The following is a 19,064-nucleotide window of genomic DNA, read 5'->3' as shown; positions in this document are numbered from 1 at the left end:
TTTTTGTGTGGCATCCTATTCTCAAAAACGCATGAAGATTCCTCCTTATCTAAAAAAAGGCGATACTGTTGCTTTAGTTTGTACCGCCCGAAAATTTTTTCCTGAAGAAGCACAACCGGCCATTGATTTGTTGAAATCGTGGGGGTTGGAAGTGAAACTGGGGAAAACCATTGGATTGGACAGTTGTCAGTTGGGCGGAACAGATGAGGAGCGAACGGCGGATCTTCAGAAAATGCTGGATGATGATAATATCAAAGCGATCTGGTGCGCACGCGGCGGATATGGAACGGTTCGGATTATTGATACGCTGGACTTTACCAAATTCAAAAAACATCCGAAGTGGATCATGGGCTTTAGTGACGTTACGGTTTTGCACAGTCATTTGAATATGATGGGGATTGCAACATTGCATTCTATCATGCCGTTTACGGTGCCGAAAGCGCCGGATGAGGTTAAAGAGACGCTGCGAAAAGCATTGTTTGGTGAAAGTCTGAAATATGTGGTTCCTGCGAAAGGATATGAGATTAAGGGCAAGGCAAAAGGACAACTGGTAGGAGGCAATCTTTCGATCCTATATAGTTTGTTGGGTTCGAAATCGTCATTGAATACCGACGGGAAAATCCTTTTTATAGAAGATCTGGATGAATACTTGTATCATATCGACAGAATGATGCAGAATCTGAAGCGCAACGGCTATTTCGAAAATCTGAAGGGGCTGATTGTTGGGAGTATGACCGACATGCATGATAATGAAATTCCGTTCGGGCAGAATGAGGTGGGGATCATCACAGAAATAGCTAGGAAATATCATTTTCCGGTTTGTTTCTATTTTCCTGCGGGACATCAGAAAGACAACCGTACACTGATTCTTGGGAAGGAAGTGGAATTTGAAGTTAATGCAGAGGAAATCATCCTGGAATTCAAAAAATAATGGCGGAGCATAACGAATTAGGTAAGCTGGGTGAAGATTTGGCCGTGGATTATTTGAAGAAAGAGGGTTATGAAATTGTCGAAAGAAATTGGTTTTTTCAAAAAGCGGAAATCGATATTATTGCTCAAAAAAATAACATTTTAGCGATAATTGAGGTAAAGACTAGATCGAATGTGGAGTTTGGAGACCCTGAAATTTTCGTAAATGAAAAAAAAATAAAATTATTGGTAAAGGCTGCAGATGAGTACATTAACGTGAAAAATCTCGATTTTACTGTCCGTTTTGATGTAATTTCTGTAACAAAAGGCGCAACCAATTGTGAAATTTCGCATCTAAAAGATGCATTTTATTATTTTTAACATTGTTATAATTGTAACATAATGTTTTTATTTGTAAATTTGCCGAAATTTTTTTAAATAATAGTTTAATTTATGAAAACGATTTCTTCTGTTGTTGAGAATTATATTAAATCTAAACCGTTTCTACTTAACGGATTAACGCTCGGAATTGTTAACCTGACTTCATTAGCCAGAATAATTCAGCACGATTTAGAGAATGAAATGGATAAGGAAGTAAAGCAGGGTGCGATTGTAATGGCTTTGAAGCGTTTGTCTGAAGAGCTGGATTTCCGAATCAATCATAAGATTGAGAAAACCTTAAAAGGGATGGGAGAGATTACAGTACGTTCCTCATTAGTAAATTACAACTTTCCAATTAATCCAAGGGTTTTAAACAGACAGGCCGATTTTTTAACAGAAATCAGTTCTCTTAAAGATGTTTTTTATACTTCTTCCAGAGGTGTTAACGAAACAAACATCATTTTAAGTGAATCGATCAGTGATATTCTTGAAAAACATTTTGAGGATGAGAAATGGTTGGTGAAAACGGACAAGTTAGCATCAATCACAGTTAAGCTGCCTAAAGACAACGTGGGTACACCGGGTCTTTTTTACTTCGTTTTCCAACGTTTGGCTTGGGACGGTATCAATATCAACGAGGTGATTTCAACGAATTTCGAAATTACTATCGTAGTTAGCGAAGAGCATATCGACAATGCATTCAAGGTTATTAAAGACCTGAAAAAAGTATAAAAGTAAGTTTATTAGGATTTTTATTTTTTTTAGTTATTTTTGGGACAACCAAAACCTAACTAACTAAAAATGAAAAAACTAATTACTATTTCAGTATTATGCTGCGGCCTTTTTGCATTTTCGCAAAATAGAGTAGCATCAAAAATACGGGAACTGAATTTGTCCAAGACAGAATTCGTTCCCGTTTTTCCTTTAAATTCGTCGGATAAACAGCCAAACACTCAGATTGAGCAAACCGTAGAGGACGCTCAGTTGGCTACGATGAAAACACAAGTGGTTAACGATGTTGCCCAAAAAGGTTATCAGGCAATCGAATTGCAATTACCTTACCACGGAGTTATATTGCAAGTGCAGCTTTATAAGGTCGATTTGTTTGCAGCAGGGTTTCACGTTGACACAGACAAGCAAAAAAACATCAGCTATACTAAAGGGGTTTATTACAGAGGGATAATTAAAAATGACCCGACTTCCCTAGCTTCCTTTAATTTTTTCAATGGGGAATTTAATGGTATGGTTTCAAGCTCGCTTCTGAGCAATTTGGTAATCGGAAAAATCGATAAACCCGGAAATACTTCAGAATACATCATTTACGAAGATCAGAAAATGAAAGTGGTATCTACAAATGACTGCCACACTTCCGATGACGTTAAAGACGAAAATGAAAAACAGTCAGATGATCACAGATCACCAAGCAGTACAAAATGCGTTGCGACTTATTTTGAAATTGACAATAACTTATTTATTTCAAACGGTAATAGTACCACGACTACTTCCAATTGGATGACTTCTGTTTTTAATAACATGCAGACGCTTTATACTAATGACGGAATTACGCTTGCCTTAAAATCCATTTATATTTGGACAACACCGGATCCTTATGAGGGAATCGGAACAGGGTCAAGTGATTATTTGTATAAGTTTAAAGATGTCCGACCGGTTTTCGATGGAGATGTAGGACAGCTTGTAGGAATAGACCCGGGAGGCCTTGGAGGTGTATCGATGGGGATCGGCGGGCTGTGTACCACCAATAATTATGTTTATTCGGATGTTAATTTAAGCTACTCAACAGTTCCGACCTATTCATGGACTGTTCAGGTAGTTACCCACGAATTTGGGCACAATGTTGGTTCCAGACACACGCACGCCTGCGCGTGGAATGGTAACAATACCGCTATAGATAACTGTGCACCTTATGCCATCGGATCAAGTGCGGAAGGTTATTCCTGTATGACCACACCGCCAACCATTCCGAGCGGTGCTGTGAAAGGATCCATTATGAGTTATTGTCATTTGGTAGGGGGTGTTGGAATCAGTTTTGCCAACGGATTTGGTCCTCAGCCAAGCGCTGCCATTTTGAATTTTGTCAACTCCAGAGGATGTTTAAGCACGGATTGTGTCGCTGTTTGTGTCAACGGCGTTGGTGCAATCGATACCCAGTATAATGCAGCTGCCACTTCGGCGGTTATTAACTGGACCGATGTAACAGCAGAAGATACATGGCAGGTGGCTGTATTGCCGTTCGGAAGCAATTTACCAACCTGGACGACTGTAACAGCACCAACATTTACTGCCAACGGACTATTGTCTAATACGTATTACAAGTTCCGCGTAAAACCTAATTGTGGCAGCTTGACACCGTTGACCAGAGAATATGTTTTCCTAACTGCGGCAAATTATTGTGACGGAATCACTATGACGGATACGGGAGGGGCCTCCGGAAGCTATACGGACAATCAGAATTTCGTGAGAACGATAATTCCTAACTTGCCGAATAAGAAAATCAAATTGACATTTACCGGTTTCTCGTTGGAGCAGGATTACGATTACCTTTATATTTATAATGGTTCAAGTACAGCTTCACCTGCATTTGCTGCTGGCGGTTATACAGGAACAACCGTACCGGGTCCGTTTGAATCAACTGCACCGGATGGCGCTCTGACGCTTAGGTTTTTCTCAGACGGCGGAGTGACTGATCAGGGTTGGGTTGCAACGACATCATGCCTTACTACGCTTGGCGTTAATGAAAGCAGTTATATTGATTATTCATATTACCCGAATCCGACCAATGGGGTAGTGACCATCAATTCCAAAGACATGATTTCAAATGTGATGGTTTATAATGTGGAAGGAAGATTATTATTCTCCGGAGATGTAAATAACCTGATAACACAAGTAGATATTTCAAGATATGCTGCGGGAACCTATTTCTTTAAAATGAAAATTGATAATCAGACAGTTAACTTCAAAATCGTGAAATTGTAATCCATTTTGTACATGAAATAAAAACCTGTTACACAAAAAAAGTAGCAGGTTTTGTTTTTTATTCAATATATTTGTTTGATTAATAAATCGAAACTATGTTAGAAATTATTCAAAAAGCACATTCCGGAGTAGCTTATTTGGCCCTTGGAATGTTAGTAGTTGCAGTGATTAATGCCTTCATGGGAGTTTCATCCGGAAGAGGGTTTAGTGATAAAGACAGAAAGATTTCTTTGTTCGCTTTAATTTTCTGTCACATTCAGTTGCTTTTAGGATTGGCGGTTTATTTCGTTTCTCCTTATGGAATGGCAAGTCTGGGTAACATGAGCGATGCCGGGTTACGATTGACTTCTTTAGAACATCCGCTTATCAACATACTAGCCATCGTTTTAATTACTGTTGGTTGGTCAAAACACAAAAAAGAGGAAAGCGGTAATGGTAAGTTTAAGAAAATTGCTTACTTGTACCTTGCCGGATTGCTTTTCATATTAAGTAGAATTCCTTGGAACCTTTGGTTCTAAATCCATAAAAGCCCTTTTAGGGCTTTTTCTTTCTGTGGCATATTTCTTGTTAGTTCTATAGTAAAAAAATAAAAAATATGAAAAAAATTATTGCCCCAACTTTATTGCTTTTCATTTTTGTATTCTTTGCCAGTAGTTTTACCAGCGAAAAAATGTTATTGAACGAAAAGGAAAAGGCCCAGAAAATCCTCCAGGATAGTTTAAAGGCCGATTCAACGCAATTCCGTTTAAATTACAAACCTTACAAAAAAGGAGTTCACGCTTCCTACTATCATGACAGGTTCAATGGCAGGAAAACGGCAAGCGGAAAGCGTTTCGATAATACAAAACTGACTGCAGCCCATAAGAAATTACCTTTCGGAACGGCTTTAAGAGTGACCAATCCCATTAACAACAAGTCCGTTATCGTTACGGTTATCGACCGTGGACCATTTACCAGAGGACGTGAGATCGATTTGTCCAAAAAAGCTTTCATGGAGATTTCGCATGCCAAAGGACGCGGATTTATCGATGTTAACTTAGAAATCGTAAAAGAATAGTTTACCAGGTATTATACGGATGGTTGCTTAGATAAGCATTGTAATAACGCTGATCGCCGGTAACTTCACTTCCCAGCCAGTACGGTTTCTCAAAAGGTTCTGTTTCTGAAGCGAGTTCTATTTCGGCAATGATAAGACCTTCATTTTCGGCGGAAAAGACGTCTACTTCATACACATGATTTCCTACGGATATCTCGTACCTGATTTTGTCGATGGTTCCGGGTTCACAGAGCGGCAGTAACTGTTCGGCTTCCACTAGTGGGATTTCCCGGTCCCATTCCAAACGTGTAGTTCCGGATTCATTCCCCTTTCCTTTTATGGTCAGAAATCCTTTGTCGCCTTTGATTCGGATGCGAACCGTGCGCTCCGGATGCGAGTTCAGATAGCCTTGAACAATTCGGTTTTGGGTAAAAGCCAGTGTTTTGAAGTCGTCTGAAGTGACCAGAAATTTTCGCTCGGTTTCCTGCATCTGCTGATGAAATTGATGTGAGGACAAGGTAAGAAAATTAAAGCTTAAAAGTTCAAGCGGATTGTGAAATGTCGTAAATTTCATTTGAAGTAATAATCGTTTTCGGATATTCATTCTTCGAAAGGTACCACATGGCTTTAACAATGTTCTCCGGTGCGATACTTCGAAATTTTTTCAGTTTTCCGATTAACAGCGGATTGATCATTTTCATCAGATAAATGCCCATCATTTCTCCAATGCGCGCTTCGGTACGGTCGCCGGCAATCAGGGAAGGTCTGAGAATGTACGTTTTGGCGATTCCCGATGCGAGAGTTTCATTTTCCATTTCCCCTTTGATGCGATTGTAAAAAACAGGACTTTTAGCGTTTGCGCCCAGAGCAGAAATTACTATAAACGTCTGAATGTTGTTCTGTTTGGCTAATTGTGCTGCACTCGCTGGAATTCCGAAATCGATGGATCTGTATTCCGCTTCCTCCGGCGTTTTACTTTTGGTAGTTCCGATGCAACAAAATACAACATCACCGGTAAAATCACCGGCATGACTTTCCAGATGATGGACATCGACCACATATTCGACAATTTTCGGATTTAAGATTCCCAATTCCTTTCTTGAAAACAGTTTTATCGTGTCAAAATCCGGATCGGAAAGCAATAATTCCAATAGCAAACCGCCGGTCAGTCCTGAGGCTCCCAAAAGTATGGCTGTTTTTTTCATCGGCTTCGAAATGTTACCTGAATATACATAAATTTACGGTATGGAACCAGAATCCCTTCAAAGAAAAATTATCCATGTCGACATGGATGCTTTTTATGCTTCCGTGGAGCAGATGGATAATCCGTTGCTGAAAGGAAAGCCCATCGCGGTTGGAGGGAGTGAAGTTCGCGGTGTGGTTTCAGCCGCAAGTTATGAGGCCAGAAAATTCGGTGTTCGAAGTGCAATGAGCGGTTATCTGGCGCGAAAGTTATGCCCGGAACTGATTTTTGTACGCCCGCGTTTTGACAGATACAAAGAAATCTCGAATAAAATCCGTAAAATATTCCTCGATTATACCGATCTGGTGGAACCGCTTTCGCTCGATGAAGCTTATCTCGATGTTACGGAAAACAAAAAAGGGAATCCAAGTGCCACGCTAATCGCCCAGGAAATCCGAAAACGCATTTTTGACGAAGTTGGATTAACAGCTTCAGCAGGAATTTCGGTTAATAAATTTGTGGCCAAAATCGCTTCCGATTACAACAAACCTAACGGGCAAAAAACGGTTAATCCTGATGAAGTAGAACCTTTTCTGGAAGAACTGGATGTGAAGAAATTTTACGGTGTGGGGAAAGTTACGGCCGAACGGATGTATCAGTTGGGAATATTTACTGGAGCCGATTTAAAAAGCAAATCGATCGAGTATCTGGAACAGCATTTTGGTAACAGCGGAAAATCGTTTTACAATCTGGCTCGCGGCATCAGTTACAGCAAAGTTAAACCGAACCGCACGTTAAAGTCGGTTGGTGCGGAACGTACTTTCAATGTAAATCTGTCGTCCGAAATCTTCATGGAAGAACGATTGGAAAACATCGCGAATGAGTTGGAGCGCCGACTTAAGAAAAGCAAAATCGCCGGAAAAACGGTCACTCTTAAAATTAAGTACTCCGACTTTACGCTTCAAACCAGAAGTAAAACCCTTCTTTATTTTATCTCCGATAAGAGTCTTATTTTTGAAGCGGCCAAAGAATTACTGTATCAGGAAAAAATGAAAGATTCCGTCCGCTTACTTGGAATTTCGCTCCACAATCTGAATACCGAAATCAAAAAATCAGTGGTCGTGCAATTGAAATTTGATTTTTAACCATAAAAAAAACCGACTTCAAACTGAAATCGGTTTCTGTTATGTTTTTTGAAAATTAATCTCTCATCTTTGCAAGTAAGCGTAAAAATTCGATGTACAACCAAATCAAGGTAATCATCAATCCCATTGCACCAAACCATTCCATATATTTCGGAAGACTTCTTTGTGCTCCTTTTTCAATTTGATCAAAATCAAGAAATAAGTTCAAAGCGGCTATCACAATTACAAACGCACTGATTCCGATGCTCATCAAACTATTGCCTTGGTGTATCGGCTGGAAATTGATAAACAGGGAAAGCAACCATGTGATAAGATAAAAACTAAAAATAGCCAAAGTTGCTGCCACTACTACGGAACGGAAACGATCGGTGACCTGAACAACATTGTATTTGTACAATCCGAAAGAAACGAGAAAGGTTACAAAAGTAGCGCTCACTGCCTGAATAACTAACCCTGGGTATCTTGCTTCTAAAATAGCTGAAAATCCTCCAATGAAAAGACCTTTAAAAATGGCATAACCCGGTGCTAAATAGGAGGAATATTGTGGTCTGAAAGAAGTAATAAGTACTGCTACAAAGCCAAGAATGGCACCTCCAACAGTTAAAACAAGTGGGTTGTAGCCACTGAAAGTCATTGTCCAGGTTACAGCTGCTCCGGCGACCAACAAAAGCAGCATCAAGAAACTTTTGTTGATGGTGCCCTGAATGGTCATGGTGTTATTATAATTGATCGCAGTCGTTTGACTATCGTTTACATTGTAAGTGGAGTAGCGAGAAGTGTTGGTAAACGATTTGTTCTTAAAAAACGGATTGTTTGAATTCATGCTTTTTCTTTTTAATTATTCAAATATAATTTTTTTATTCAATTTCAGAAATGCGAAGGGTGTTTACCATTCCTTTGGCGGTCACCGGCATAGCGGCAAGGTTTACCAGCATATCGCCGTTTTTCACAAAGCCTTTTTCTTTACAGATATTGTTGATATCATCTATGGTGTCATCAGTGCTCACAAATTTATCGTACAGGAATGCATTTACGCCCCAAAGCAAGTTCAACTGTGTCAGAATTCGTTTGTTGGAAGTAAATACCAAAATGTGTGCATGTGGTCGCCATGCCGAAACCTGAAAGGCCGTATAGCCACTGTTTGTAAGGGTTGTGATGGCTTTGGCATTGATATCGTTGGCTAAAAGCGCACCGTGATAGCAAATGTTTTTGGTGATATAACGGTTTGTCTTGATCTGAGGTTGGTTTTGTGGTACCTGGATTATTGGCGAATCTTCCACCGCTTCAATGATCTGAGTCATTTTTTCGATTACCTGAACAGGATAATTTCCAACTGATGTTTCTCCGGATAACATCACAGCATCGGCACCATCCATTACCGAGTTGGCAACGTCGTTAACTTCAGCACGGGTTGGTGTTAAACTGGTGATCATAGTTTCCATCATTTGTGTGGCGATAATCACGGGAATCCGGGCTGTTTTTGCACGATAAACCAGTTTCTTCTGAATCAACGGTACTTCCTGAGCGGGAATTTCAACGCCCAAATCACCGCGCGCTACCATCAATCCGTCGCAATACGCTACAATCTTATCAATGTTTTCCACGGCTTCCGGTTTTTCGATTTTAGCGATAATCGGAATTTTATGAGTGGAGTTAGCCGAAATCAGATCGCGTAAATCTTTCAGATCTTCCTGTGTTCTAACGAATGACAGTGCAATCCAGTCGACTTCACATTTAATGGCAAAAAGCGCATCACGGATATCTTTTTCCGTTAAGGCCGGTAAGGAAACTTTCGTATGCGGAAGATTTACTCCTTTTTTTGATTTTAATGGACCACCCTGAATTACAAGCGCCTCTACTTCCGTGTTCTTGTCGGTGGACAATACTTCGAAAATAAGTTTACCGTCGTCCAGCAATATGCGTTCGCCGGGATTTACGTCTTTCGGAAATTCTTTGTAGTTCATGTAAACCCTTTCAGAAGTTCCCGGAATATCTTCCGCAGTTGTGAAAGTGATAATATCACCTTTGCTTACAACGACATCTTCCTTCATAACGCCTACCCGTAATTTTGGACCTTGTAGATCGGCCAAAATGGAAGTCGTATAACCGTATTCTTTATTCAGTTCCTTGATAATGTCGATACGTTCCTGTACATCAGTATAATCGGCATGGGAAAAGTTGATTCTAAAAACATTTACCCCGGCATCTACCATTTCTTTAAGGACTTCTTTAGTGCTGCAGGCAGGGCCAAGGGTTGCTACAATTTTTGTTTTTTTTCTTGTTGGCATTGTATCAGAAAATTAAATTGTTTTTCGATTTGAGTGTATTCTGTTCGATTTTATAGGCCGTGGTAATCTGTTTGATCGTGAGCAAGTCGTCGATTAAACCCTCGGAATTAAAAAAATCGTCTGTATTTTCAATTTTTAGGAAGTAGTCCACTTTCTTGAGTTCGGGAAGCAAAAAGATATTGGTGGTAATATCCATTTCTGTTTCTTCGAAAAGGGAAGTAGCTTTGGTCTGCCGGCTTACGACAGTGGTTTTATTGGGAATTAAATTCCAATATAGTTCATGTTTTTCATCATCAAAAACAAAGCGTGTAAAGTGGCTTTTGCCTTCGGGAATCTGGATGCCGATATAATTCTCACTTTTTTTAAAAGAAACCTCCAGTTTTTGATTGATAAAATAGGCCAAACGGTAATCTTCCAGCGAAGAATGTATCGCGACTAATTGATAGTCAATCGAAATAAAATCGTCAATCTGGATTTTGTGGATGGCCATGCTGTTTTTTAAAGATAATGTAAATATAGCACATTATAGTCGGAAAAAAACAGCAAAAGTAAGTTGTTAACTATAATTTAGCGAACGCAGAATCAGGGGTTATGAGTTCATTTTTTCCTGAAAAGCAAAATAAGCCCGTTGCGATGCTTTTTCTTCTGCTTTTTTCTTGGAAGTAGCCCTTGCTTTGGCGACTATTTTGTTGTCAATTTTTAGTTTTACGCCGAAATATTTCACACCTTCATTCCCATTGTCCTCATAAACGTCATAATAGAACGATTTCTTCTCTTTCTGACACCATTCGATAACGAGACTTTTATAGCTGATTACCTTGCCTTCGAGTTTAGGAATGTCAACATAAGGAACAATAACCTTTTTATGGATGAATTTTTCGCAGTAAACAAAACCTCGGTCCAGATAGATGGCGCCGATCAAAGCTTCGAAAAGATTTCCGTGTATATTTTCGCCGAAGTGCTGGGTTGCCACTTTACTTTCGACATATTTAATGAGGTTCAGGTCTTTTCCCAATTCGTTCAGGTGGTCACGGCTGACAATCTTTGAACGCATTTTTGTTAAATATCCTTCATCTCCGGTAGGGACCTCGCTGAAGAGATGGGCTGCGATTACCGAGCCCAGCATGGCATCTCCGAGGAATTCCAATCGCTCGTAATTTACGGGATTCCCTTTTTCGTCCACTTTATTTAACGAGCGATGGGTAAAGGCTTTGCGGTAATTGCTCAGATCGAGCGGTTGAAAGCCTAATATTTTGTGAATAGCATCAAAAAAAATCCCGTCTTCAGGAGAGCGGGAATTTGAAAATATTTTCTTGATGATTCTTTTCATAGCAACAGATTACTCCTCTAATTTTTTAAATAGAACGCATGCGTTGTGGCCACCAAATCCAAACGTGTTGCTCATAGCAACTTTGACGTCTCTTTTTTGCGGTTTATTCAGCGTTAAATTTAAACTAGGATCAATATTTTCATCAACAACAGAATGGTTGATCGTTGGAGGAACAATACCGTGTGTCATGGCTAAGATAGAAGCGATGGCTTCGATAGCTCCGGCAGCACCAAGCAAGTGACCCGTCATTGATTTTGTTGAGTTGATATTGATGTTTTTTGCATGATCTCCAAACACAGCGCTGATCGCTTTTAATTCAGCAACATCGCCAAGTGGGGTTGAAGTTCCGTGTGTGTTGATGTGATCAACATCTTCAGGTTTCATGCCTGCATCGCGTAATGTATTGTTCATCACCGCAATAACACCGATTCCTTCCGGATGCGGAGCCGTTAAGTGATAAGCATCGGATGACATTCCGCCACCACCGATTTCGCAATAGATTTTTGCGCCACGTGCTTTCGCGTGTTCGTATTCTTCCAATACCAAGGCACCTGCTCCTTCACCTAAAACGAATCCGTCACGGGTAGCGTCAAAAGGTCTTGAAGCGGTTTCCGGACTGTCATTTCGGGTTGACAACGCGTGCATGGAATTGAATCCGCCCATTCCGGCAATGGTTACCGCTGCCTCAGAACCACCTGATATAATCACGTCGCACATTCCCAAACGAATATAGTTGAATGCGTCGATCAAGGCGTTAGCTGAAGAGGCACAAGCCGAAACAGTAGTATAATTTGGACCCATAAAGCCGTTACGCATGGAAATGTGCGCAGGAGCAATATCGGCGATCATTTTTGGTATAAAGAAAGGATTGAATTTAGGCGTGCCATCACCTTTAGCGTAGTACATAACCTCTTCCTGGAAAGTCTCCAGTCCGCCAATTCCGGCGCCCCAGATAACACCCACGCGGTATTTGTCTACATTCTCATTAGTGATTCCGGCGTCTTTAATAGCTTCGTCACTGGCTGCAACGGCATATTGCGCAAATTTATCCAATCTACGAGCTTCCTTACGATCCATATACGCTTCGATATTGAAGTTTTTTACTTCACATGCGAATTTTGTTTTGTGTTTTTCGGTATCGTAATATGTTATTGGGGCAGCACCGCTTTTTCCATTAACCAAACCATCCCAATATTCTTCGATGGAATTTCCAATGGGTGTAAGAGCGCCTAAACCTGTTACTACAACTCGTTTTAATGCCATAATATTTTTTTTACAATGTATTTAAACAAATAATACCCATGTTGCTTTTCTTTAGTCTGTAAAGGAAACATGGGTACTATGGATTGTATTTTTTTTTGATTGCTTCCAATCAGTTTTTTCAGATGGGAAAATAATAACACCCATGCATTCCGGAGAATGCATGAGGGATATGTAAGTTATTATTTTTTAGCTTCTTCGATGTAAGAAATAGCTTGACCAACAGTAGCAATGTTTTCAGCTTGATCGTCTGGAATTTGGATATCAAATTCTTTTTCGAACTCCATGATAAGCTCAACAGTGTCTAATGAATCAGCTCCTAAGTCGTTTGTGAAGCTAGCTTCTGTTACAACTTCATTTTCGTCAACACCTAATTTGTCTACGATAATCGCTTTTACTCTTGATGCAATGTCTGACATAATCTTTGATTTTAAATTTAATTTGTTGGCAAAAATAAAAAACTTTATTTTAAAACAACGGTTTAGTAAAAAAATGTGACTACGAAATTAAAAAATTAATTTTACAAAGCCCGCGTTTTTTTATTTATTATCATTTATTATTCTTTTTTTTGCAGTGTGAAAACAATGTTTTTTCACCTATTTAAATGGTACAGGGTCAGATGAAAAAAATAGTGATTTTTGCTTCGGGAGCGGGTTCAAATGCTGAAAATATCATAGTTCACTTCAACAACAGCGATAAGGCAAAGGTGGTTGCGGTGTTAACTAATAACGCAGCGGCTAAAGTCATCGATCGTGCAGAAAATAACGGAGTTCCCGCCATTGTTTTTACTAAAGAGGAGTTGGCTAACGGAACGGTTTCGCAAAAAATTAATGACTTGCAACCCGATCTGATCGTGCTTGCCGGCTTCCTTTTGATGTTTCCGAAAGACATTATCGAAAATTATCCGGATAAGGTCATTAATATCCACCCTGCATTATTGCCAAAATATGGCGGGAAAGGTATGTATGGTATGAAAGTGCATCAGACGATTTTAGAAAGTGATGACACTGAAACCGGTATTACCATCCATTATGTAAATGAGAAGTATGACGAGGGTGCGGTAATTTTTCAGGCTACAACAGTTATCGGTGGTTGTGCAACCGCTGAAGAAATTGCTCAGAAAGTGCACGAATTGGAATATAAGTATTTCCCCGAAGTAATCGAAAAACTCATAAATCAATAATATCCCATAACTTGAAATCGTACGAAGTTCATATTTATACTGACGGCGCCGCTAAAGGTAATCCGGGACCTGCTGGTTATGGTGTGATTATGGAGATGGTGGGTACGCCTTATAAAAAGGAATTTTATGAAGGATTCCGTTTGTCTACCAACAACCGCATGGAATTGCTGGCCGTGATTGTGGGGCTTGAGAAATTAAAAAAGCAGGGAACCTCGGTTTTAATCACTTCTGATTCCAAATATGTTATCGATTCGGTGCTGAAAGGCTGGGTTTTCGGTTGGGAAAAGAAAAATTTCAGCGGAAAGAAAAATCCCGATCTGTGGATGCGCTTCCTTAAGATTTACCGTAAACATAATGTGGATTTCCAATGGATCAAAGGACATAGCAGTCATCCCCAAAATGAGCGTTGTGACGCATTGGCCGTAATGGCTTCCCAGCAGGAAAAACTTTCAATTGATATTTTTTACGAAAAAGAAGAAGGTCATTTATTCTGATTTTCATAACTTTAAGGAATGAAACGGTTCCTTACACACTTTTTCTATCCGCTTTTTTTTCTGCTGATGGGTATTTATGGCCAGGCACAAAAAAATAATACCGAGCTTGCTCTCGATAAAGAGGGTATAAAGGTGTATTTGACCAAATTCGACACTACAGCTTTTAAGGAGTACCGTGCTGTTATGACGGTTAATGCGAACATTGATACCGTGGTGAGTCAGTTGGTGGAGGTAAAGAATCTGCAAAAATGGAACTGTAAAACCCGAAGCAGTGAACTGCTGAAAAAAGTCTCAGACACCTGTTGGATTTTTTATATCGTACACCGTTTGGGCTGGCCAATACAGGATCGCGATCATGTTTCAAGGGTTACCTTAATAAGAAAAGGAAACGAGCAAATCATCACTTTACATCCTTATAACAAGTATTTAAAAGAAAAAGAAGGGCGGGTGCGGCTTACAAATTTCAAGGGATTTTGGTATCTGAAGCGAATAAATGCCAATCAAACACTGGTGATTCAACAGATATACGGAAACCCTGAAGGGAATCTTCCGCCTTTTATGGTTAATATGGTCGTGACCAAAGGACCATTCGATTCTTTTAAAGAACTTCGGAAGCGCGTCGAAAATCTTAACAAAAAATAGGCTTTTTATAACGAAAACTATGTCGTACATTTGCAAATTCAAAAGTAGGACTATTTTATGAATAAATTATTGATTGTAGGGACGGTAGCGTTTGATGCGATTGAAACACCCTTCGGAAAAACCGACAAAATTTTAGGTGGCGCAGGAACGTATATCGGACTTTCAGCTTCGCATTTCAATTTGAAATCAGCCATTGTTTCTGTGGTAGGAGACGATTTTCCACAAGAATATTTAGATTTGTTAAAAGCCAAGAACATTGATATTTCAGGTCTTGAAGTGGTTCAGGGCGGAAAAACATTTTTCTGGAGCGGACGTTACCACAACGATTTGAATTCCAGAGATACTTTGGAAACGCAGTTGAATGTATTGGCCGATTTTCAGCCAAAAGTTCCGGCCGATTTCAAAAACGCCGATGTGGTAATGTTAGGAAACCTTCACCCGTTGGTTCAAAGCAGTGTTTTGGATCAGATGGAAGCAAAGCCAAAATTAGTGGTTTTGGATACGATGAATTTCTGGATGGATTGTGCATTGCCTGAATTGATGGACGTAATCAAACGCGTAGATGTGATCACCATCAATGATGAAGAAGCTCGTCAGTTATCCGGAGAGTACTCTTTGGTGAAAGCAGCTGCTAAAATTCACGGAATGGGTCCGAAATTTGTGGTGATCAAAAAAGGAGAGCATGGCGCTTTACTTTTCAATAATTCAAAAGTATTTTTTGCACCGGCATTGCCTTTGGAAGAAGTTTTCGACCCGACAGGAGCCGGAGACACTTTCGCAGGAGGTTTCGCAGGATTCATTACGCAAAGCGAAAACATTTCGTTTGACAACATGAAAAATGCGATCATTTACGGTTCAAATTTAGCCTCTTTCTGTGTGGAGAAATTCGGAACGGAAAGAATGGAAAAGTTAGAAAAATCCGAGGTTTCGGCTCGTTTGCGCGAGTTTAAGGCCTTAACACAATTTGATATTGCGCTGGAAAACTAGCAGATACATACGAGCCTCGGAAACGGGGCTCTTTTGATTAATACAACACACAACAACAACACAATAAATTATGAGCGACGCTTTAAAACACGAGTGTGGCATTGCACTTTTAAGATTGAAAAAGCCATTGGAATTCTACAAAGAGAAATATGGCACTGCTTTTTACGGGGTACAGAAAATGTACCTTTTAATGGAGAAGCAACACAATCGCGGTCAGGACGGAGCAGGTCTTGCCAGTATTAAATTAGATATGGAACCTGGCGAGCGCTACATCAGTCGTGTACGTTCCAACCAAGCACAGCCTATACAGGATATCTTTGCGCAAATCAATCAGCGTATCAACGAAGAGCTAAAACAGCATCCTGAGTATCAGGAAAATGTTGCGCTTCAGAAAGCAAATGTTCCTTACATCGGCGAATTGTTTTTAGGACACGTTCGTTACGGGACTTTCGGAAAAAACAGCATTGAAAGCGTACACCCGTTCTTACGTCAGAACAACTGGATGCATCGCAATCTGATCGTAGCCGGAAACTTTAACATGACAAATGTTAAAGAGCTTTTCGAAGATTTGGTACGTTTGGGACAGCATCCTAAAGAAATGGCGGATACCGTTACCGTAATGGAGAAAATCGGTCATTTCCTTGATGATGAAGTTACCGACTTGTATCAGGAATGTAAAAATGAAGGTTTAAGCAAAAGAGAAGCTTCACCGGTTATTGCCGAGCGATTGGATATCGGAAGAATTTTAAGAAGAGCTTCCAAAAACTGGGATGGTGGTTATGCCATGGCAGGATTGTTAGGACACGGAGATGCTTTCGTAACACGTGATCCGGCAGGAATTCGTCCGGCGTTCTACTATCAGGATGATGAAATTGTCGTAGTAGCTTCGGAAAGACCGGTGATCCAAACGGTTTTCAATGTGCCTTTCGAATCTATTAAAGAAATTACTCCGGGACACGCTATTATCGTAAAAAAAGACGGAAGTGTTATCGACGAGAAGATCCGTGAGGCCTTGCCTTTGAAAGCCTGTTCGTTTGAAAGAATCTATTTCTCCCGTGGCAGTGATGCCGAAATTTATCAGGAGCGCAAGGATTTAGGAAAATTAATCATGCCGGCCGTTTTAGAAGCGGTTGAAAATGATACGGACAATACTGTATTCTCCTATATTCCAAATACTGCTGAAACTTCTTTCTACGGAATGGTTGAAGCGGCTAACGATTTCCTGAACCAACGTAAGATCAATGATATTTTAGCCAATAAAGAATCACTTTCGGCTGAAAAATTACAGGAGATTTTGTCTGTGAAATTACGTTCGGAGAAAATAGCGATTAAAGACGTTAAACTTAGAACCTTTATCACGGAAGACAGCAGTCGCGATGATATGGTGGCGCACGTATATGATGTTACTTATGGGGTGGTTAAACCAACAGATAATTTGGTAATCATCGATGACAGTATCGTTCGTGGTACAACATTGAAGCAAAGTATCATCAAAATGATGGATCGCTTACAGCCTAAAAAACTGGTGATTGTTTCTTCGGCGCCGCAAATCCGTTATCCGGACTGTTATGGTATTGACATGGCAAAACTGGAAGGATTGGTAGCGTTTCGTGCAGCAATGGAATTACTGAAAGAGCGTAATCTGATGCATATCGTGGAAGACGTTTATAAAAAATCAAAAGCGCAGGAGAATTTCCATGACAGTGAAGTGGTGAATTATGTAAAAGAAATTTACGCACCATTCACCGACCAGGAGATCTCTGATAAAATAGCACAGATGTTAACGGAAAGTTCGGTAAAAGCAGACGTGAAAATTATCTTCCAAACGGTAGAAAATCTTCACAAAGCCTGTCCTAAAAATTTAGGAGATTGGTATTTTACGGGAGATTATCCAACCGATGGAGGTAATCGCGTGGTGAATCGCGCCTTCATGAATTTCTATGAAGGTAAGGATGCCCGTGCATACTAAAAAACAGACAAAAGTGCATTTCGTCGATTTTTTTTGCATTTTATCTGGTTTTTTTGAAGGATGAAAAGCATCGCAATACATTCGTACTACCATAGCATTAGTAGGTTAAGTTTATGGTAGATTTGGGGCAAAAAGGGTGGAAGAAATTCCACCTTTTTTATTTTACACCAACCAGAAATTGCGAGCGGTTCTTCGCTCTGTTTTTATAACAAAAAAATCCAAAAAAAGCACTTTATCGAGAAAAACTGCAGTATGTCCGATTTATTTGAAACGGAATGACATTCGCCATACATTCGTATCACCATAGCATTAGTAGGTTAAGTTTATGGTAGATTTGGGGCAAAAAGGGTGGAAGCAATTCCACCTTTTTTATTGGAATAAAGTGAAGGACAGCAGAAGAGAGAAAATAGGGCAAAGAACAAAGAAAATAGAGTAGAGAAAGTAAAAAAAATAGACAAACAAACCGAAGTTCATTTGCCTATTCTCAAAATTCTATATTCTTTTTTCTTATTTAGCTGCTGCGTAACGTTTTGCTACTTCCGCCCAATTGATCACGTTAAAGAACGCTTCAATATAATCTGGTCTTCTGTTTTGGTAGTTTAAGTAGTAAGCATGTTCCCAAACATCCATTCCTAAAATTGGCTGACCTCCGCAAGGTACACCCGGCATGATTGGGTTGTCTTGATTTGGCGTAGAACAAACTTCTAATTTTCCGTCTTTTACACATAACCAAGCCCATCCTGAACCAAAACGCGTTGCTCCTGCTTTCGCGAATTCAGCTTTAAATTGCTCAAAAGAACCAAAAGCATTATTGATTGCGTCTGCTAATTCTCCTGTTGGAAGACCGCCTGCGTTTGGTGCCATGATTTCCCAAAACATAGTGTGATTATAGTGTCCGCCACCATTGTTACGAACGGCCATGTTGTTCATGTCAAGATTTTTCAGGATATCTTCAATTGATTTTCCTTCCAAATCCGTTCCCACGATAGCGGCATTTAAGTTTGTAATGTAAGCATTGTGGTGTTTAGAATGATGGATTTCCATCGTACGTGCGTCAATATGAGGCTCTAAGGCTTCATAAGCATATGGTAATTGTGGTAATTCGAATGCCATGATGTTTTATATTTAAGATTAATAATTAAATTCATTCAAAATTATAAATTTATCTTCGTAAAAGAAAATAGTAATTTTCTATTTGAACATTGCGAAATTCAATTAATGTGATTTTATTAGTCCGATGAAAAAACACTTCTGTATTTTAAT

Annotated in this window: 21 protein-coding genes; 12 read left to right on the top strand and 9 right to left on the bottom strand. The window is 39.7% G+C overall.

What is annotated here, in order from left to right; genetic code table 11:
- Nucleotides 1-31 precede the first annotated feature (31 nt).
- The 6 genes from AC3E9U_RS08475 (at nt 32) to AC3E9U_RS08450 (ending at nt 5,341) form a co-directional block, all read left to right on the top strand.
- The gene (locus AC3E9U_RS08475) at nt 32-931 is read left to right on the top strand and encodes a S66 peptidase family protein (RefSeq protein ID WP_488746468.1); all 900 of its coding nucleotides are present in this window, start codon (nt 32-34) and stop codon (nt 929-931) included.
- Nucleotides 931-1,290, top strand: a complete 360-nt coding sequence (locus tag AC3E9U_RS08470; RefSeq protein WP_488746467.1) for a YraN family protein — start codon at nt 931-933, stop codon at nt 1,288-1,290. The genes AC3E9U_RS08475 and AC3E9U_RS08470 overlap by 1 nt, the downstream gene beginning before the upstream one ends.
- Nucleotides 1,291-1,362: 72 nt before the next feature.
- Nucleotides 1,363-2,022, top strand: a complete 660-nt coding sequence (locus AC3E9U_RS08465) for an aspartate kinase (RefSeq protein WP_325203910.1) — start codon at nt 1,363-1,365, stop codon at nt 2,020-2,022.
- A gap of 69 nt (nt 2,023-2,091) precedes the next feature.
- A complete protein-coding gene (locus AC3E9U_RS08460) occupies nt 2,092-4,284 on the top strand; it encodes a M12 family metallo-peptidase (protein WP_488746466.1) in 2,193 nt (730 codons plus the stop codon).
- Between the two features lie 95 nt (nt 4,285-4,379).
- Entirely contained in the window at nt 4,380-4,802 is a 423-nt protein-coding gene (locus AC3E9U_RS08455) for a hypothetical protein (RefSeq protein ID WP_488746465.1), read from the top strand.
- Nucleotides 4,803-4,879: 77 nt separating this feature from the next.
- Complete coding sequence (locus AC3E9U_RS08450) at nt 4,880-5,341, top strand: septal ring lytic transglycosylase RlpA family protein (protein ID WP_488746464.1); 462 nt, start codon at nt 4,880-4,882, stop codon at nt 5,339-5,341.
- Nucleotide 5,342: 1 nt separating this feature from the next.
- On the opposite strand, the gene AC3E9U_RS08445 is transcribed toward AC3E9U_RS08450, so the two are convergent.
- Together AC3E9U_RS08445 and AC3E9U_RS08440 are read right to left on the bottom strand one after the other, a co-directional pair.
- Entirely contained in the window at nt 5,343-5,810 is a 468-nt protein-coding gene (locus tag AC3E9U_RS08445) for a CYTH domain-containing protein (RefSeq protein ID WP_488746679.1), read from the bottom strand.
- Nucleotides 5,811-5,862: 52 nt separating this feature from the next.
- Nucleotides 5,863-6,525 (bottom strand): NAD(P)H-binding protein, encoded by a 663-nt coding sequence (locus AC3E9U_RS08440; RefSeq protein WP_488746463.1) that lies wholly within the window; start codon nt 6,523-6,525, stop codon nt 5,863-5,865.
- A gap of 40 nt (nt 6,526-6,565) precedes the next feature.
- Between AC3E9U_RS08440 and dinB the strand changes: the two genes are divergently transcribed.
- Nucleotides 6,566-7,648 carry a DNA polymerase IV gene (gene dinB, locus AC3E9U_RS08435; RefSeq protein WP_488746462.1) on the top strand — a complete coding sequence of 361 codons (1,083 nt, stop codon included), beginning with the start codon at nt 6,566-6,568 and terminating at the stop codon, nt 7,646-7,648.
- A 55-nt stretch (nt 7,649-7,703) separates the two neighbouring features.
- Here dinB and AC3E9U_RS08430 read toward each other — a convergent pair whose 3' ends face one another.
- From AC3E9U_RS08430 to AC3E9U_RS08405, 6 genes are all read right to left on the bottom strand, one after another.
- Complete coding sequence (locus AC3E9U_RS08430) at nt 7,704-8,471, bottom strand: Bax inhibitor-1/YccA family protein (RefSeq protein ID WP_488746461.1); 768 nt, start codon at nt 8,469-8,471, stop codon at nt 7,704-7,706.
- A 34-nt stretch (nt 8,472-8,505) separates the two neighbouring features.
- Nucleotides 8,506-9,936, bottom strand: a complete 1,431-nt coding sequence (gene pyk, locus AC3E9U_RS08425; RefSeq protein ID WP_488746460.1) for a pyruvate kinase — start codon at nt 9,934-9,936, stop codon at nt 8,506-8,508.
- A 4-nt stretch (nt 9,937-9,940) separates the two neighbouring features.
- A complete protein-coding gene (locus tag AC3E9U_RS08420) occupies nt 9,941-10,426 on the bottom strand; it encodes an IPExxxVDY family protein (protein ID WP_488746459.1) in 486 nt (161 codons plus the stop codon).
- A 99-nt stretch (nt 10,427-10,525) separates the two neighbouring features.
- Nucleotides 10,526-11,266, bottom strand: coding sequence for a ribonuclease III (gene rnc, locus AC3E9U_RS08415; protein ID WP_488746458.1), 741 nt, complete (start codon nt 11,264-11,266; stop codon nt 10,526-10,528).
- A gap of 9 nt (nt 11,267-11,275) precedes the next feature.
- Nucleotides 11,276-12,529: a beta-ketoacyl-ACP synthase II gene (gene fabF, locus AC3E9U_RS08410; protein ID WP_488746457.1), complete on the bottom strand. Its 1,254-nt coding sequence runs from the start codon at nt 12,527-12,529 to the stop codon at nt 11,276-11,278.
- 179 nt (nt 12,530-12,708) lie between these two features.
- Nucleotides 12,709-12,945: an acyl carrier protein gene (locus AC3E9U_RS08405; protein ID WP_007137004.1), complete on the bottom strand. Its 237-nt coding sequence runs from the start codon at nt 12,943-12,945 to the stop codon at nt 12,709-12,711.
- A gap of 200 nt (nt 12,946-13,145) precedes the next feature.
- Between AC3E9U_RS08405 and purN the strand changes: the two genes are divergently transcribed.
- The 5 genes from purN (at nt 13,146) to AC3E9U_RS08380 (ending at nt 17,801) form a co-directional block, all read left to right on the top strand.
- Nucleotides 13,146-13,709 (top strand): phosphoribosylglycinamide formyltransferase, encoded by a 564-nt coding sequence (purN, locus tag AC3E9U_RS08400; RefSeq protein WP_488746456.1) that lies wholly within the window; start codon nt 13,146-13,148, stop codon nt 13,707-13,709.
- 11 nt (nt 13,710-13,720) lie between these two features.
- Nucleotides 13,721-14,203 (top strand): ribonuclease HI, encoded by a 483-nt coding sequence (locus AC3E9U_RS08395; RefSeq protein WP_488746455.1) that lies wholly within the window; start codon nt 13,721-13,723, stop codon nt 14,201-14,203.
- Nucleotides 14,204-14,221: 18 nt separating this feature from the next.
- A complete protein-coding gene (locus AC3E9U_RS08390; RefSeq protein ID WP_488746454.1) occupies nt 14,222-14,845 on the top strand; it encodes an START domain-containing protein in 624 nt (207 codons plus the stop codon).
- Nucleotides 14,846-14,902: 57 nt separating this feature from the next.
- Nucleotides 14,903-15,832, top strand: coding sequence for a PfkB family carbohydrate kinase (locus tag AC3E9U_RS08385; protein WP_488746453.1), 930 nt, complete (start codon nt 14,903-14,905; stop codon nt 15,830-15,832).
- Nucleotides 15,833-15,902: 70 nt separating this feature from the next.
- Entirely contained in the window at nt 15,903-17,801 is a 1,899-nt protein-coding gene (locus AC3E9U_RS08380) for an amidophosphoribosyltransferase (protein ID WP_488746452.1), read from the top strand.
- 507 nt (nt 17,802-18,308) lie between these two features.
- On the opposite strand, the gene AC3E9U_RS08375 is transcribed toward AC3E9U_RS08380, so the two are convergent.
- Complete coding sequence (locus AC3E9U_RS08375; protein ID WP_488746451.1) at nt 18,309-18,914, bottom strand: superoxide dismutase; 606 nt, start codon at nt 18,912-18,914, stop codon at nt 18,309-18,311.
- Between the last annotated feature and the right edge of the window lie 150 nt (nt 18,915-19,064).

Source organism: Flavobacterium sp. 21.1, from assembly GCF_057801535.1.
The sequence above is the reverse complement of the archived record's forward strand: the minus strand, read 5'-3'. Positions and strand labels throughout refer to the sequence as shown.

Bases quoted from the DNA above. Each gene is read 5' to 3' on its own strand.
- AC3E9U_RS08475 (WP_488746468.1), top strand. From the start codon at position 32: ATGAAGATTCCTCCTTATCTAAAAAAAGGCGATACTGTTGCTTTAGTT.
- rnc (WP_488746458.1), bottom strand. From the start codon at position 11,266: ATGAAAAGAATCATCAAGAAAATATTTTCAAATTCCCGCTCTCCTGAA.
- dinB (WP_488746462.1), top strand. From the start codon at position 6,566: ATGGAACCAGAATCCCTTCAAAGAAAAATTATCCATGTCGACATGGAT.
- AC3E9U_RS08445 (WP_488746679.1), bottom strand. From the start codon at position 5,810: ATGCAGGAAACCGAGCGAAAATTTCTGGTCACTTCAGACGACTTCAAA.
- fabF (WP_488746457.1), bottom strand. From the start codon at position 12,529: ATGGCATTAAAACGAGTTGTAGTAACAGGTTTAGGCGCTCTTACACCC.
- AC3E9U_RS08460 (WP_488746466.1), top strand. From the start codon at position 2,092: ATGAAAAAACTAATTACTATTTCAGTATTATGCTGCGGCCTTTTTGCA.
- pyk (WP_488746460.1), bottom strand. From the start codon at position 9,936: ATGCCAACAAGAAAAAAAACAAAAATTGTAGCAACCCTTGGCCCTGCC.
- AC3E9U_RS08375 (WP_488746451.1), bottom strand. From the start codon at position 18,914: ATGGCATTCGAATTACCACAATTACCATATGCTTATGAAGCCTTAGAG.
- AC3E9U_RS08385 (WP_488746453.1), top strand. From the start codon at position 14,903: ATGAATAAATTATTGATTGTAGGGACGGTAGCGTTTGATGCGATTGAA.
- AC3E9U_RS08440 (WP_488746463.1), bottom strand. From the start codon at position 6,525: ATGAAAAAAACAGCCATACTTTTGGGAGCCTCAGGACTGACCGGCGGT.
- AC3E9U_RS08450 (WP_488746464.1), top strand. From the start codon at position 4,880: ATGAAAAAAATTATTGCCCCAACTTTATTGCTTTTCATTTTTGTATTC.
- AC3E9U_RS08470 (WP_488746467.1), top strand. From the start codon at position 931: ATGGCGGAGCATAACGAATTAGGTAAGCTGGGTGAAGATTTGGCCGTG.
- AC3E9U_RS08465 (WP_325203910.1), top strand. From the start codon at position 1,363: ATGAAAACGATTTCTTCTGTTGTTGAGAATTATATTAAATCTAAACCG.
- AC3E9U_RS08380 (WP_488746452.1), top strand. From the start codon at position 15,903: ATGAGCGACGCTTTAAAACACGAGTGTGGCATTGCACTTTTAAGATTG.
- AC3E9U_RS08405 (WP_007137004.1), bottom strand. From the start codon at position 12,945: ATGTCAGACATTGCATCAAGAGTAAAAGCGATTATCGTAGACAAATTA.
- purN (WP_488746456.1), top strand. From the start codon at position 13,146: ATGAAAAAAATAGTGATTTTTGCTTCGGGAGCGGGTTCAAATGCTGAA.
- AC3E9U_RS08420 (WP_488746459.1), bottom strand. From the start codon at position 10,426: ATGGCCATCCACAAAATCCAGATTGACGATTTTATTTCGATTGACTAT.
- AC3E9U_RS08430 (WP_488746461.1), bottom strand. From the start codon at position 8,471: ATGAATTCAAACAATCCGTTTTTTAAGAACAAATCGTTTACCAACACT.
- AC3E9U_RS08455 (WP_488746465.1), top strand. From the start codon at position 4,380: ATGTTAGAAATTATTCAAAAAGCACATTCCGGAGTAGCTTATTTGGCC.
- AC3E9U_RS08390 (WP_488746454.1), top strand. From the start codon at position 14,222: ATGAAACGGTTCCTTACACACTTTTTCTATCCGCTTTTTTTTCTGCTG.